Origin of the sequence: Weissella muntiaci (genome assembly GCF_008107635.1) — a bacterium.
In the GTDB taxonomy this organism is placed as follows: domain Bacteria; phylum Bacillota; class Bacilli; order Lactobacillales; family Lactobacillaceae; genus Weissella; species Weissella muntiaci.
In genome coordinates this window covers 1-14,530 of the sequence record NZ_SDGZ01000004.1, presented here as the reverse complement: position 1 = coordinate 14,530, position 14,530 = coordinate 1, and the positions used below count along the sequence as shown (strand labels likewise).

Annotated in this window: 15 protein-coding genes and 1 tRNA gene; 1 reads left to right on the top strand and 15 read right to left on the bottom strand. The window is 42.1% G+C overall.

Annotated elements, in window-relative coordinates:
- Positions 1 to 47: 47 nt before the first annotated feature.
- Positions 48 to 2,141 carry a fructose-specific PTS transporter subunit EIIC gene (locus tag ESZ50_RS00885; RefSeq protein ID WP_148621712.1) on the bottom strand — a complete coding sequence of 698 codons (2,094 nt, stop codon included), beginning with the start codon at positions 2,139 to 2,141 and terminating at the stop codon, positions 48 to 50.
- Between the two features lie 373 nt (positions 2,142 to 2,514).
- Between ESZ50_RS00885 and ESZ50_RS11545 the strand changes: the two genes are divergently transcribed.
- Entirely contained in the window at positions 2,515 to 2,688 is a 174-nt protein-coding gene (locus ESZ50_RS11545; protein ID WP_187387511.1) for a hypothetical protein, read from the top strand.
- 37 nt (positions 2,689 to 2,725) lie between these two features.
- On the opposite strand, the gene ESZ50_RS00880 is transcribed toward ESZ50_RS11545, so the two are convergent.
- The 14 genes from ESZ50_RS00880 to ESZ50_RS00815 all read right to left on the bottom strand — a co-directional run.
- The gene (locus ESZ50_RS00880; protein WP_148621711.1) at positions 2,726 to 3,589 is read right to left on the bottom strand and encodes a helix-turn-helix domain-containing protein; all 864 of its coding nucleotides are present in this window, start codon (positions 3,587 to 3,589) and stop codon (positions 2,726 to 2,728) included.
- Positions 3,590 to 3,707: 118 nt separating this feature from the next.
- A complete protein-coding gene (locus ESZ50_RS00875) occupies positions 3,708 to 4,694 on the bottom strand; it encodes an electron transfer flavoprotein subunit alpha/FixB family protein (protein ID WP_148621710.1) in 987 nt (328 codons plus the stop codon).
- The gene (locus ESZ50_RS00870; RefSeq protein WP_148621709.1) at positions 4,694 to 5,473 is read right to left on the bottom strand and encodes an electron transfer flavoprotein subunit beta/FixA family protein; all 780 of its coding nucleotides are present in this window, start codon (positions 5,471 to 5,473) and stop codon (positions 4,694 to 4,696) included. Before ESZ50_RS00870 ends, ESZ50_RS00875 begins: the two co-directional genes overlap by 1 nt.
- On the bottom strand, positions 5,473 to 6,585 hold the full coding sequence (locus tag ESZ50_RS00865; protein ID WP_148621708.1) for an acyl-CoA dehydrogenase family protein: 1,113 nt from the start codon (positions 6,583 to 6,585) through the stop codon (positions 5,473 to 5,475). The genes ESZ50_RS00870 and ESZ50_RS00865 overlap by 1 nt, the downstream gene beginning before the upstream one ends.
- A 154-nt stretch (positions 6,586 to 6,739) precedes the next feature.
- Positions 6,740 to 7,651: a tRNA pseudouridine(55) synthase TruB gene (gene truB / locus ESZ50_RS00860; protein ID WP_148621707.1), complete on the bottom strand. Its 912-nt coding sequence runs from the start codon at positions 7,649 to 7,651 to the stop codon at positions 6,740 to 6,742.
- A gap of 78 nt (positions 7,652 to 7,729) precedes the next feature.
- Positions 7,730 to 8,038 carry a YciI family protein gene (locus ESZ50_RS00855; protein WP_222860776.1) on the bottom strand — a complete coding sequence of 103 codons (309 nt, stop codon included), beginning with the start codon at positions 8,036 to 8,038 and terminating at the stop codon, positions 7,730 to 7,732.
- A gap of 164 nt (positions 8,039 to 8,202) precedes the next feature.
- A complete protein-coding gene (rbfA, locus tag ESZ50_RS00850; protein ID WP_148621705.1) occupies positions 8,203 to 8,559 on the bottom strand; it encodes a 30S ribosome-binding factor RbfA in 357 nt (118 codons plus the stop codon).
- 35 nt (positions 8,560 to 8,594) lie between these two features.
- A complete protein-coding gene (gene infB, locus ESZ50_RS00845) occupies positions 8,595 to 10,832 on the bottom strand; it encodes a translation initiation factor IF-2 (RefSeq protein WP_148621704.1) in 2,238 nt (745 codons plus the stop codon).
- Positions 10,833 to 10,843: 11 nt separating this feature from the next.
- Complete coding sequence (locus ESZ50_RS00840; RefSeq protein WP_148621703.1) at positions 10,844 to 11,149, bottom strand: YlxQ-related RNA-binding protein; 306 nt, start codon at positions 11,147 to 11,149, stop codon at positions 10,844 to 10,846.
- On the bottom strand, positions 11,139 to 11,438 hold the full coding sequence (gene rnpM / locus ESZ50_RS00835) for an RNase P modulator RnpM (RefSeq protein ID WP_148621702.1): 300 nt from the start codon (positions 11,436 to 11,438) through the stop codon (positions 11,139 to 11,141). The genes ESZ50_RS00840 and rnpM overlap by 11 nt, the downstream gene beginning before the upstream one ends.
- 11 nt (positions 11,439 to 11,449) lie before the next feature.
- Positions 11,450 to 12,631: a transcription termination factor NusA gene (gene nusA, locus ESZ50_RS00830; RefSeq protein ID WP_148621701.1), complete on the bottom strand. Its 1,182-nt coding sequence runs from the start codon at positions 12,629 to 12,631 to the stop codon at positions 11,450 to 11,452.
- A 19-nt stretch (positions 12,632 to 12,650) separates the two neighbouring features.
- Complete coding sequence (locus ESZ50_RS00825; RefSeq protein ID WP_148621700.1) at positions 12,651 to 13,337, bottom strand: ribosome maturation factor RimP; 687 nt, start codon at positions 13,335 to 13,337, stop codon at positions 12,651 to 12,653.
- 189 nt (positions 13,338 to 13,526) lie between these two features.
- Positions 13,527 to 13,600 (bottom strand) — tRNA-Arg (locus ESZ50_RS00820).
- 314 nt (positions 13,601 to 13,914) lie between these two features.
- On the bottom strand, positions 13,915 to 14,530 hold a 616-nt coding region (locus ESZ50_RS00815), incomplete at its 5' end, for a nuclease/transposase family protein (protein ID WP_484444110.1).

The following is a 14,530-nucleotide window of genomic DNA, read 5'->3' as shown; positions in this document are numbered from 1 at the left end:
TTTCTAAACAAAAAGGGCGAACAGTCGCCCTTTTCTAATTCCAATTTCTAAAAATCAAGTTCAATTCCATGCGCTTCACGGTATCTAATCAAAGCGAACCGGACAAAAATATTTAGGAATGCAACAACTGATACACCAATCAGTAAGCCAACTAGGTATGCTGGAATATTAGTGACCAAAGGCCATCCCCATACGGCTGGTAATGGCAACCATTGCACTGCCCCCATTGCAACCGCAACACATGATCCAGTCACAGCACCAATAATATTAATTGGGATAACAATTAAAGGATTTCGAAGCATAAACGGAATACCACCCTCAGAGATTGCAATAAATCCTAACAAGAATGATGTTCCGCCAGCGACACGTAGGTCCTCAGGATAAACCCGACGCCGAACAACGAACCGATCAATAATCGTTGATAGCCCAAGACCAATTGGCGGAATTACAATTGCCAATACGCGCGCTGTCAGTGGGAATGTCTTATCTGCGGCCAGCGCAATGTTAATTGCTCCAGCAGCTTTATTAATTGGTCCACCAAGATCAAAGGCAGTACAAGCAGCAATAATCGATGATAGCACCAGCTTTCCAGACCCACTCATTGATGTAATCCAACTTGCAATCCCAGCGTTCAACCCACCGAAGATTGGTTGAACAAGTGCAAAATTCAAAATGAAAATCAATAATACTGAAAGTCCCGGAATCAAAAACATTGGCTTAATCGCCTGCAAATTCTTTGAAACCTTGATATGATCGTTAAGCCACTTAACAGAAAATCCTGCAACCAAGCCTAAGATCAGAGCACCTAAAAAGCCTGATGGAATTGCACCCTTTTGAAATGCACCCAGTGCGGTAATCCCAGCGTTTGTACCAGTCACACCCAAGGGTCCAGTTGTCGGTGGAATTCCAATTGAAGCACCCCAAATGGTAAATTGTAAACCACTTGAGAATAGACCACCTGCAAAACCAGCAATCAAGCCCGTCCGTCCGGCAATCGCATATGCTACAAACATGCCAAAGATTGGATAAATAAACTTTAACAGTAGACTACCAAATGCATATAAGTAATTTACATACAGCGTCATTCCAGTTGCGTTCGCTGAACCACCCGTCAAGTAAGCAGCCGACCCAACTGCGGTCATTGGCAAATGCAAAACATATGCCCAGATTAACGTTGCGATTCCCATCATCAAACCGGCCGCAACCAACAATGGAATCATATAGGAGATTCCAGTCATAACGGATGTTGATAACGTTTTAAGAAAACTTGGCTTTTGAACTTCAGCGTCCGCCGTTACAATTGTTGACCGATCAGGTTGATAATTCCGCGCATTCTCAATTAAATGTTGGACGACTGTTTCTGAATCCTTAATTGGTTCGGCCACTGGAACATCAACTTTTGGCAATTTTGTGAAACGCTCCAAGTCCTGTAACGCTACATCATGTGCTAGGATAATTCCTAATGCCTGATTCACATCGCCTGCCATGATCCGATCTTCGATCCCATTGGCACCCTGTTTTTCAACCTTAACTGCATATCCAAGCTCAGTGGCCTTCTTTGTGATTGCCTCCGCCGCCATGTAAGTATGTGCGATTCCAGCCGCACATGCCGTTACACCAAGAATTAAGCCCTTATTATCTACCAAGCCCGCTTCCATTTCATTTGCAGAATCCGGCTCTGGATCAACCAGTAATGCTAAAACCTCATCGGCTGTAGTAGCCGCCTTGATCCGATCAACGAAACCCAAATCTGCTAGTTTAGTTGACAGCTTCGCCAGTAAATCCAAATGATGGCTACCTGCCTGATCCTCCGGAATTGCAAGTACGAATAATGTGTCAGCTTGGTTTTCTGGATTGAGCGAGATATATTCAGAGCTCGCCAGTGGCTTGGTCAAGCGAACCACCGCAAACATGCCTTGCTTGACCGTACTTGCCTTGCCATGGGGAATTGCAAGCCCGTTCTCAAAGCCGGTCACCCCCATATCCTCTCGGTAAAAGAGCGCCTTTTTAAATTCCTCTGCCGATTCGATAACTTCTGCTGCTTCAAATTTCTTTGCAATGAAATCAAAAATCGCCGCCTTAGTTGTAAAACTTTGATTCAAAAAAATTAAATTAGATGATGTTGCTCCTGATAAATTCACAATATCCACCTTTTCCCTTTCTTCATCGTTAGAATACCACTTCAGTTCAAGTTTCCTTGTCCAACTTATGGATAATCTTTCAACGGTATTCGTAACGATGATTCAGGTTTTCAAGTTAGCTCAAACTGAATTAAATCGTTGCTATAGATATTACAGGCGAATACCTGGCTGCTTTCTGGAAAAATTATATAAACTCTTGTTGGAAGACTATATTCAATATATTGTAGTCTGGCTAGAAACATCAATAATTTGCTATAATTGGCATATCATAATTTATTTAGGGATCCGATTCTAAAGATGAATATTTGCGGATTATTAGATCTTACTGTTATTTTGAAGCCGTCAGTCGTCAACTTTTAGAGGGGTTATTATTTTGAAAAATTCGATTATCATCACCGTTATCACAGCACTTATTTTAATGTTTGTTTCATTAATCAGTTGGATCATTAATCAACAAACCTTTGCAATTATTGCATCAAATCTAGGACTATTGATTCTTGCGGTTGTCGTCTTATGGACCAACCGAAGTGATTTGCCTAAGATCTAAAAAGAAGGCTGAAACAGAACCGTTTCAGCCTTCTTTTTTATGCTTTAAATTGCTTACTAGCTAACAACTTTTCAATTGCTTCCAACTCAACTGTATTTCGATTAATCTTTGAGAAAGCATACGCATCTCTAAGCAACTCATGAATTAAATCATCAGATGCATTCCGCTTGATTGCATTTTGCGCCTGTAAGTAAACCGCTCGAGCGAGATAATAAGTCACATGCTGATCACTGACCAAATCCACTAAAGCCTTTAGCAAGAGGTCACTTGTCTCAATATCATGCGCTGAGAAAAACTCGGCAGTATAAAACAAGATCGACAATTTCCGCCAAACCGTTCGTGCATGTTCATTTTGCAGACTCATCACATTCTCAAAACTTCGCTCAAAATATTGTTCAGCTTGCGCCACGTTATTTTGACGCGCATAGGCCATTCCAAGGCCAGTATAGGCCAAGTACAAATAAATCTCTGCATGTTCGGCTGCATCAATTACAATTGCATTCAGCCGTAGAATTGCACGCTCAATATTTTGTTCACTGAGAATATCAACATACGATCGTACAAAGACATACCAGTCGCGCAAATCAATTTGATCAATTGCCATCGTATCAAGTTCATGCAAAATTTCATCAGCAGCCACATACTCCGAAATAATTAAATTATATTCGGCAGCGGCCAACTTAGTTCGAATTACTCTTTCTGCTGAGGTTTCTTCAACTGCAAACAAATCGGCCAAGCTGATATCCAAGCGATTAACCAACTTCGTCAGAATCTTAATACTCGGAATCTTGCCGCCTGATTCAAAACGACTCAAGGTTGCTTGCGTTGCAATCCCTTGTGCCAATTCTTCCTGCGTTAACCCGGCCGCTAAGCGAGCATCAATAAACCGTTGAATATTCATCCGTTCAGCCTCTCCTATCCATAATAGAACGATCAAGTGCCACCCAATCCCTCTTTTATTGATTTGTTTTCAACTAGTTAATTTTACCAAATCGACCAGCAGAATAGTTGATAACTAACTATTTACCCAACAACTTAGTATACAGGTCATCAATGAAACTCATTGCATCGCTGATCTGAACAAAATCAGATTGTTCAAAAATCGGCGCATCTTCACTAATATTGATTGATACGACCTGCTCGGCGCCTTTAATTCCTGCGACATATTGCATAGAACCAGAGATTCCTAAATTGACCAGTAACTTGGGGCTAACCATTGATCCTGACTGACCGATCTGATCAGCATGATTAAACCCAACTGTCTCAGCCATTGGACGGGTTGCTCCAACTGCCGCTCCCAAATGTTGAGCAATCTCGCGGAGCTTTGCCACACTACTCTCTTTCTTAACGCCTCGGCCAACCGCGAAAATCAAATCAGCGGTTGTAATTGACTGTCCGGTAACTGTATTTTTGGTTACTGTACTATCAATAAATTGACTCTCAACATTAACTAAGTCTGCTACTGCAATAGTTCGAATATTGGCTGTTCGATCAGCTACCAACAGTGCCTCAAACGTATCTGGGCGCGCGGTTGCCATTTGGGGACGGGCGCTTGGTGACACTATCTCGGCCAAAATTGAATCACCATAAGATGGCTTCACCTGCACCAAAAGATCCCCCTCATAGTAAAGATCTAACACATCCGCCGTTAATGCAGTCTGTAAATTATACTGTAATTTAGGTGCCCAAGATCGTGCTAAAGGCGTTGCCGAGAAGAGAACCGTATCTGGCTGTTCACTTTTAGCTAAGGCAGTCAAACTCTCACTTAGAAGGTAGTCATCCGCATTAATTTTTGCAGGACTTGTTAGATATATTACCTCATCCGCTCCAAAATGTTGCGCTGATTCATAGTCATCAATCCGCAAATTATCGCCAAGTGGGACGATTGCTACAATCTTATGATCAGCATGTTTGATTTGCCGAGCCTTAGTAATTAATTGTCCCAAACCGTTATCTAATCTTCCTGCCAGAACTTCTCCGATAACCCATATTTTCTTTTCTGTCATTATCCGATCATCCCTTCACTCTTCAGAATTGCCAACACTTGCTCCACCGCTGAACCTTCAATCACATTTCCTTGACGTCCAGCCTGTTCAGGCTCGACAATCGCACGAACTGCAGATGGTGAACCAGCCATTCCAATCCGTTCATCATCAGCAACTAAATCAGTGGCCGACCAAGTTATAATTGCATCGTCGTCCATTGTCATTAATCGGTGTGCTGACAAATAACGTGGCTCATTCGCAAGGTCAGAAATTGTCAAAACAGCCGGATAACTGACTGTAATGGCTTGTGATACAGTCCCCAGATTTCGCTTTGCTGAAAGGGTCTCTGAGCCAACTGTCATGATTTCAGATAGATAGGTTAGCTGTGACCAAGCCAATTGGGTAGCAACAAGCGGTCCAACCTGTCCGGTATCCGCATCAATTGCCTGCTGTCCAAAGATTACCAAGCGTACGTCCGTCAACTTAGCAACCGCTTGTGCTAGCACATAGGCAGTTGCCAAAGTATCTGAACCTGCAAACTTTCGATCAGACAGTAAAATTCCCTTCGTTGCACCCATTGCGACCGCTTCAATCAATACTTCTTTGGCTTGATTTGGTCCCATTGAAATTGCAATAACCTCATCACCGTTATCAGCGGCAATCTCAAAAGCAGTTTCTAATGCATGCTTGTCATATTTATTCATCTTATTATCGTTTGATCGAACCAAATTATGTGTTATCGGATCAATCGCCACATTATCAGTATTTGGAACTTGCTTTACTGCTACTACAATTTTCATTAACGGTGTACCTCGAATTTCGTAATTTCTGTCCGCATCTTTTCAACTGATCCTTCGGCAAACTCAAGTGCCCGCGCATCGCGAATCAAGTGAGCAATTGGAAACTCCGCCGAGAAACCATAAGCGCCCATGGCCTGCATCGCATCGTCACCGACAACCACGGCTGTCCGTGATCCATATGCCTTAGCCATTGTTGAAAGCAAGAAATATTCTGGATCGTCCAAATCACGCTTTACGGCCGCATCTTGGTATAACAAGCGCGTTGTCTCGTAACCAATCGAAATGTCTGCAATCTTACGTTGGATCGTCTGCAATTCCCAAAGCTTTTGTGAACCTGCCTTACGTTCCTTTGCATAATCCAAGACTTCATTTAATGCATGCTGTTGAATCCCTGCCAACACCGCACCCATCATTACGCGCGCATCCGCATGTGCTGAGTCACCAATTGAGAGACTAGCATATTTGTTCGGATCCAGCCGATGATAATCTGGTACGAAAATGTCTTCCATTGCAATTCCGCCAACTGGAGTACCCGTCAAGCCGATAAATTCCTCTGCTTCCGTATAACTAAAGCCGGCCATCTTTTCATCAATTACATAAAATGATAAAGTTTCATCCTCATCTTTAGCCATTACGACGTACACATCAGCCAGTCCACCGTTAGTAATCATAATTTTTGATCCATTAATACGATAGCCTCCGGCAACCTTTTTCGCTGTTGAATTGATGTAGGTTGGGTTTGTCCCACCTGTCGACTCCGTCATTGAAAAGGCAAAAATCGAATTTAGTGCTGTTGGGAAATAACGTTGTGCCAAACGCTCATCCCCATAACGCATCAACTGGTACATCGTTTTCATATGGCCTTCTAAAATGACTGCTAAAGAAGCATTTGCAGTCGCAATAATCTCCAGCGCCTTGGCAATCGTTGCAAGTGACAAGGCCGCTCCGCCATATTCAACTGGCAAATTCATACCAAGAAATTCGCTACTTAACATTTTTGCATATAGTCCATCCGGGACCTTACGATTTTTATCAATATCCATATCGAATGGCGCAACTTCCCGATCAGCAAAATCCTGTACCATCTTCAAAAACAACGCATCTTTATCCATAATGTTTCTCCTTGTTAATTTCATCACTATAATACTGCCATTCGAGCCATTTGTAAATAAGTTTATGACTTTTTTTATATAGGGGATTTAAACGACTCAGAATTACTCACATTCATAAAAAAAAGCCTCTAAATAATATTTAGAGGCTTTCCAATTAATCTAGATTCAATTGTCGATATGGCCGATATTGTTGCTTTTCTTCCTGCCAAGTATAAACGGACTTCGTGTCCGCATTATAGGTTAAGACCAACTGATCCACTAAATCAAGATTGATCTGTGCTGGTAGTCCCATACCATGTTGAACACGTTCAAACTCCGCTTCCGTTAACTGATAATGTGGTAACTCCTGCAATGCGGTACCTAGTGGTTGCAACCAATCACCGAGCGTATCTTGAAGCTCCATTCGTTCTGCCAACTCTGCCAGTGTGTGCGTAGCACTCAGATCATAACCACCAGCACTTTGACGCGTTAACTGACTCATAACAGCCGCCACACCGAGTTCACGGCCAAGATCAACTGCCAATGTCCGAATGTAAGTTCCTTTAGATACAACCGCTTTGAACCTAAACTTTTGTAGGCCATCCTGTGGGCTAAACTCTAAATCCGAAATACGCTCAAATTCATAAATTACCGCTTGCCGTACTGGTCGCTCAACCGTTTCGCCAGCCCGCGCATAATCGTATAACCGCCGCCCATTGACTTTAACCGCCGAGTACATTGGTGGAATCTGAGTAATTGGCCCAGTTAACTTAGTCATTGCCGTCGCGATTTGCTCAGCCGAAAAGGGCTTTACTAACGGCGTTTTTTCGATGATTTCACCATCTAAGTCCTCAGTTGTAGTTGCAAAACCAAGTGTAACCTCACCGGTATATGTTTTCCCAGCGGCCTGTAAAAACTCAATCGTCTTAGTTGCCTTCCCTAATGCAATTGGTAAGACTCCATCAACATTTGGATCAAGCGTACCAGCATGTCCAATCTTCTTCATGTGCAATATCTTGCGTAGCTTGAACACTACATCGTGGCTAGTCATGCCCACTGGTTTATATACCGGTAAAATTCCATCCATATTAACTACGCCCTCAACTTAACTATCGTTTTATTCATGGCTAATATTTTAGCACAAATTCACTCTAAATCGAATACCTTACATCCCTGGAGCCGGTATTACTTCGTAAATGTCAATCTTGCCGCCCATTGCTGTATGCGGATGGTCAACCAATACCGTATTTAAATCCTCAAGCGACTCAGCCTGTAAAAATGAATAGCCGCCAATTCCTGGTTGTGTATTACCGACTGCCATTGTTGGATTACCAAAGTCAACTAAGGCCGCACCAGCCTTTTGCGCCCAATCGTTCCAGGCGGCGGTCATCGCCTCAATTGCCTCGGGCTGCATCGCATCAAAATGCTGCTCTGCCGATCCATCTGCGACGTATAAAATCATAAATTGCTTCATTGTACTATCCTCTGCTCTCTCGTTCATAAAGTTAGACTGATTTAAATCATATTGATATAATCTGTCCAAAACGATTTTAACACATCAAGCGCGATGTTAGGCAAAAAAAATGAGGGCTAATTAAACGGTATCAAATACCATTTAATTAGCCCTCAATCTTAATTTTAATTATCTTCGTGCATCTTACGAATTAAATCATCAATCTTATTTCCATAAGCCACTGATTCATCCTTCACAAAGGTTAATTCAGGCGTCTTATAAATCCGAATTCTGCTACCAAGTTCACGGCGAATTAGGCCGGTGGCGGCCTCTAAACCAGCCGCTGCCTTTTGATTAACCGAAGCTAGTTCAGACATTACAGAATAAAATATTTTTGCTTGTTGCAAGTCACCTGTAACTTCAACACCTGTTACAGTAACTGACTCGACCCGTGGATCACGAACACGCTTTAGTAGAATATCATTTACTTCACGTTGAATTTCTTGTTCCAAGCGCCCAACGCGAAAATTTTGTTGTGCCATTGCTTGTCCCCTTTTTTAAGCTGTTCAATCAAAGATTAACGTGGAATTTCAACCATTTCGTAGGCTTCCAAAGTATCGCCAATCTTTTCATCGTTATAATTCTCAATCGTCAAACCGAAGTCGTAACCATTCTTAACTTCCTTAACGTCATCCTTGTAACGACGCAATGAGCCAAGCTTACCATCATAGATAACGATTCCCTCACGGATCAAACGAACAGATGAATTACGAGTAATCTTTCCAGATGTTACCATTCCACCAACAATCGTTCCAACCTTTGAAACCTTGAACAACTCACGGATGTCGGCAGTACCAACAACACGCTCCTCAAATTCAGGATCAAGTTGCCCCTTCATCGCAGCTTCAATTTCGTCAATCGCATTATAGATAACTGAGTGTAGACGAATATCGACCTTATCAGAATCAGCTTGTTGCTTGGCTTGTGGCGTAGGACGCACGTTGAATCCAATAATGATTGCCCCTGAAGCTTCAGCCAAAGTAATATCTGACTCATTGATTGCTCCAACAGCAGTGTGCAAGATATCAACCTTAACACCTTCAACATCGATCTTACGGAATGAACCAGCCAATGCTTCCACTGATCCTTGTACGTCGGCCTTAATGATAACTGGGACAGACTTCATTTGCTTCTCAGCCATCTTGTTAAACAAATCGGAAACAGAAACAACATTATTCCGGTTTCGCTCAGCCAACAACGCCCGCTTGGCACGCTCTTCACCAGCGGCACGTGCAGTCTTCTCATCTTCAAAGACCACGAAACGGTCACCTGCAGAAGGCACATCATTCAACCCAGTAATCTCAACTGGTGTTGATGGCAAAGCTTCCTTAATCCGACGACCACGATCATTAGTCATTGTTCGAACCTTACCAAAGGTGTTTCCAACAACAATTGGATCACCAATGTGCATTGTTCCTTGTTGAACCAAGACCGTTGCAACAGTTCCACGACCCTTGTCCAAACGTGCTTCGATTACTGAACCGGCTGCTCGTTGATCAGGGTTTGCTTGCAATTCCAAAACATCAGCTTGCAAAAGAACCATATCAAGTAATTCATCAATATTTTGACCGAACTTGGCTGAAATATTAACGAAGATCGTGTCTCCACCATACTCTTCAGGAATCAATTCAAACTGCATTAATTGGTTGATAACACTTTCAGGATTTGCCCCTGGCTTATCAATCTTGTTAACTGCCACGATAATTGGCGTCTTAGCTGCCTTTGCGTGGTTAATTGCTTCGATTGTCTGTGGCATAACACCATCATCCGCTGCAACAACTAGAATAGTGATATCAGTAATATCAGCTCCACGTGCACGCATTGCCGTAAAGGCCGCGTGTCCAGGTGTATCCAAGAATGTTACCAAGCGACCATCTTCGGTCTTAACCCGATAAGCACCGATATGTTGGGTGATTCCACCAGCTTCACCATCCGTAATGTGTGAGTTTCGTAGATAATCCAGCAAAGTTGTCTTACCATGATCGACGTGTCCCATGATAGTAACAACTGGTGCCCGTTGAACAAGTCCATCGGTGTTAGTTTCTTCCTCTTCAAAGAACTTGTCCAAATCAGTAATATCGACTTCGACCTTCTTCTCAGCATTGATACCATAATCGGCTGCCAATACTTCAATTGTGTCATCATCAAGCGACTGGTTTTGGTTAACCATCACACCTAGCATGAACAACTTCTTAATGATTTCAGTTGCATCACGGTGGATCAACTTAGCAATATCCTGCACGTTCATTCCAGTAGAGTAAACCAAAGTTTCTGGCAATGGTTGGTCCTTACGAACTGTTGGTGCTGGACGGTTTTCATTCCGGTTGTTATTCCGGCTATTGCGCTTACCTTTTTTACCACGGAAATTGTTATTGCCACCTTGGTTGTTGTTACGACCACCACGGGCATTGTTATTTCCTTGTTGGTTACCGGTACGACCACCACGCGCATTATTATTCGTGTTGCTTTGCGTATTCCGGTTTCCACGAGGCTTATATTCGGTTTCAGTTTCATTATTTCGCTGAGGGTTATTTTGTGGGGCCTTCTTAGGTTCCACAGCCTTGGTTTCAGCTTTTTTTGGTGCAGCTGGCTTATCAGCTGGCTTTTTTACACTATCAGTCAGAGTCTTTTCCGCCTTTTCATCAATTGTTGACATATGATTCTTTACGTTAATGCCGGCCTTTTCTGCGGCCTCCACCAAATTTTTTGAAGGAACATTTAGTTCTTTAGCTAATTCGTAAATACGTTTTGTCATGCGAATCCTCCTTAAAGTTCCAGATACTCTCGCATTTTCTTTGCGAAGCCACGATCCGCAACTGCAATTACCGTTCTTGCCAAACCAGTTGCATCAGCAAGTTCTTGACGTGTTAGAGCAGTTATAAATGCTACATCGTAACTGTTGGTTTTATCTGTAAATTTCTTTTTACTACTAGCACCACCATCTTGAGCAAAGAAAACGAGATTCGCTTTGTTTGAACGGACCGCACTTAGGACCATCTCTTCACCAGTAACTAACTTACCAGCTCGGCGTGCTAAACCTAATAAATTCAGTAATTTTTGTTTATTTTCCATCCCCAAACAATTCCTTTCGGGCTTGCTGGTGATCGACATAAGCGATTAATTCATCGTAAAAGTCATCAGTTAATTTCACACTGAAGGCCCGATCAAATGTACGCTTCTTTTTCGCTAATTTTGCGACCTTAACATCCAATGAGATATAGGCACCACGTCCATTAGCCCGGTTGGTTGGATCAAGTTGTACTTCACCCTCAGGCGTACGTACAATTCGGACTAAATCCTGCTTTGGAACCATTTCACCGGTTACAATGTCTTTGCGCATAGGAATCTTACGTGTTGCCATCAGCCTACCTCTTATTCTTCGTCAAACTTACTATCCAACGCTGCCTCAACTTCATCCAAATCTGGCAATTCAGCATCTGTGTTTGCATCAACGGTTGGAGCAGTTGCTTGTTGAGTTTCCTTATGTAGCATACCGGCTTCAACGTTTTCACGCTCTGATTCTGGCTTGATATCAATCTTGAAATTCGTCAAGCGAGCCGCAAGACGGGCGTTTTGCCCCTTCTTACCAATCGCAAGTGATAATTGATAGTCCGGTACTAAGACTGTAACAACCTTGTCATTCGTTGGATCAAAGATCACATCAACAACCTCGGCTGGTGACAAAGCATTGATGATGAACTGAGCTGGATCCTCCGTCCATTCAACGATATCCATGTTTTCACCAGAAAGCTCATTTACAACAGCCTGAACACGTGCACCACGTTGACCAACCATTGTACCAACAGCATCAAGGTTGCTGTTATTTGAGTAAACCGCAACCTTTGCCCGATCACCGGCCTCGCGAGCAATTGACTTGATCTCAACAGTACCATCATAAACTTCTGGTACTTCAGCTTCAAAGAGGCGCTTAACCAAGTCAGGATGAGTCCGTGAGACGAAGACTTGTGGTCCCTTTGCATTATTTTCAACCGCTGAGACCAAAACCTTAATCTTATCGCCCATTCGGTACATCTCATTTGGCATTTGATCCTGTGGCTTCATTGCTGCAAATTGATTGCCTGGTAGGATCATGTAAAGATAACGGTTATCTTGGCGCTCAACTTCACCAGTAATAACTTCATTTTCATATTCAGCAAATTTCGTATAAACGATCTCACGCTCAGCTTCACGAACCTTTTGCATGATAATTTGCTTAGCTGTTTGAGCAGCTAACCGACCGAAATCTGAAGGCGTTACTTCAAAGCGAATTTCATCGCCAACTTCATAGGCGCGGTTAATTTCTTGTGCATCCTCAAGTGATACTTCATCATATGGGTCAACCAAGTCATCAGCATCACTGACAACCTTTTTAACTGCATAGACTTTGATATTACCTTTTTTACGATCAAACTCAACTTCAACGTTTTCAGCCTCATCGTAGTTCTTTTGATAAGCCTTAGTTAGCGCTGTTTCAATTGCGTCAACTAGAACTTCAGTCTTAATCCCTTTTTCTTCTTCAAGTGCATCAAGAGCTAATAATAAATCCTTACTCATTTGGGTTCTCCATTAAAAACTAGAAATCGTTTGCCTGCCGTGCCTGTGCAATTACAGTTCGCGGAATTTTGATTACTTGTTCATCATCTGTCGTTAATTCTAAACTTGTCTCGTCAACATCAGTTAACTCACCAGTGAAATCTTTTACGCCGTCAATCTTTTGATAAGTCGAAACATGAATCATTTTGTTGGTTGCCCAAGCAAAATCTTCTGGAGTTGTTAACACTCGACTTTGACTAATCGCCAATTGGGCAGTTTGAACTTGAACTAGCGATACCTCGATCAGCTTACGCTTGCCTTTAGCAGACACTGCCAATGTCAAACCTTGCTCATCACTTTTAACTAGCTCTCCTTCAAAAGATGTCACGCCGTCTAGCGCTTCTGTAAGTTCTAATCGAATTGTCTTTTCAAGGGCCCAAGCAAAATCTTCTGGTCGCTTCAAGGTACGCTCTGCGCCCGGTGATGAAACGTCCATCAGATATGCTTCTGGGAATGGATCGGGTTGAATTGCGTCTAATTGTTCACCGATCAACTCAGTCAACATTACTAGATCGTCCATCGTAATTGCTCCCGTCTGACGATCAACAAGTACCCGCAATACCATGTCGGTATCTTGCTTCTCGTAAAGCACATCCCACAACACAAACCCGCGCGTTGCTAGGTCAGTGGTTAGAATATCCTTAACGGTTTCTACAACATTTGCCATATTTCCTCCCTTCACTTTTGCTAACTAGGTAAAACTCCAAAAAAAGGAGCGGCCAATCTAAAAAGACGGCCACTCACATTCATGAGCTTATTAATAACATAGTTAAGTATAGGCTACATCTGGCATAAATGCAAGTAATCCCTATAAAACAAAAGAGCTGAGCACCTTAGCGCTCAGCTCTTTTAATTATGCACCTAGCAGGACTCGAACCTGCAACCTTCTGATTCGTAGTCAGACACTCTATCCAATTGCGCTATAGGTGCAAATCTTCGTGCTTTTAACAACGAAGATAATCTTACACCCGATCTCAAAGTGATGCAAGCTTTATTTTCCAAGTTCATCACTTACGTCATTGAACTCTCCCATGACTAAAGTCACGGGATTCGGCGATTCTAATTACTAAACAGTAATTCTAATTCACCAAAACGTTTAGACAATGCACTACTTACGTAGTGGTTTCCAAAAGCGGAACTCAATTAACCAAATCGCAGTCATTTTGCATGCTCAGACTGATACGCAAATGGTTAATTCTTATAGTCTTTAAGGACGACAAGGTTCTGTCACGCCCATATTATTACTAATTTACTGATACTAGACTACTTGGCTTTAGGTTTGGGTAGTCTTTTAATTTAATGTGTTTTTCAGGGTTCACACCCCAAGCTAAGATGTTTTTAGCGGCGTTTAGATCACGAATTACAATTGAATTATCGCCAGTAAGTGATTTCCAACCACGAACTATTTCACCATTTGATAATTCAATTTTTTCATATAATTTGTGTTTTTGTTCAAATTCAGTACCATATTCAACTTGAGATGTTTTGTACGCATCAACTTTAACTAGAGTTTTACCAGTTTTATTTGCTAATGATGTTATGAAAAACTGCAATGCATACGGTTTTACTTTAGCTAATTTACGATTAGCAGCTTTGTTAGTTCTTTTGACAGACCGCATGTCTTTAGAATCAAGATTTTCTAACACAACTACGTTGTTATTATCTAAAAGTTGATGCGCAAGTTGTTTATATTCTTCATCTAGAATATTATTTCGCTTAATGTTTAAGAACCTAATTTGGTTATTCATCGTACTAATACGTTTTGAATTACTATTCAACCAGGTTGTCTTGTCACGTAATGATTTTAATTGATTAATTGCATCTTCAAGGCGGTCGGCTTGGTTAAAAACAATTACATTA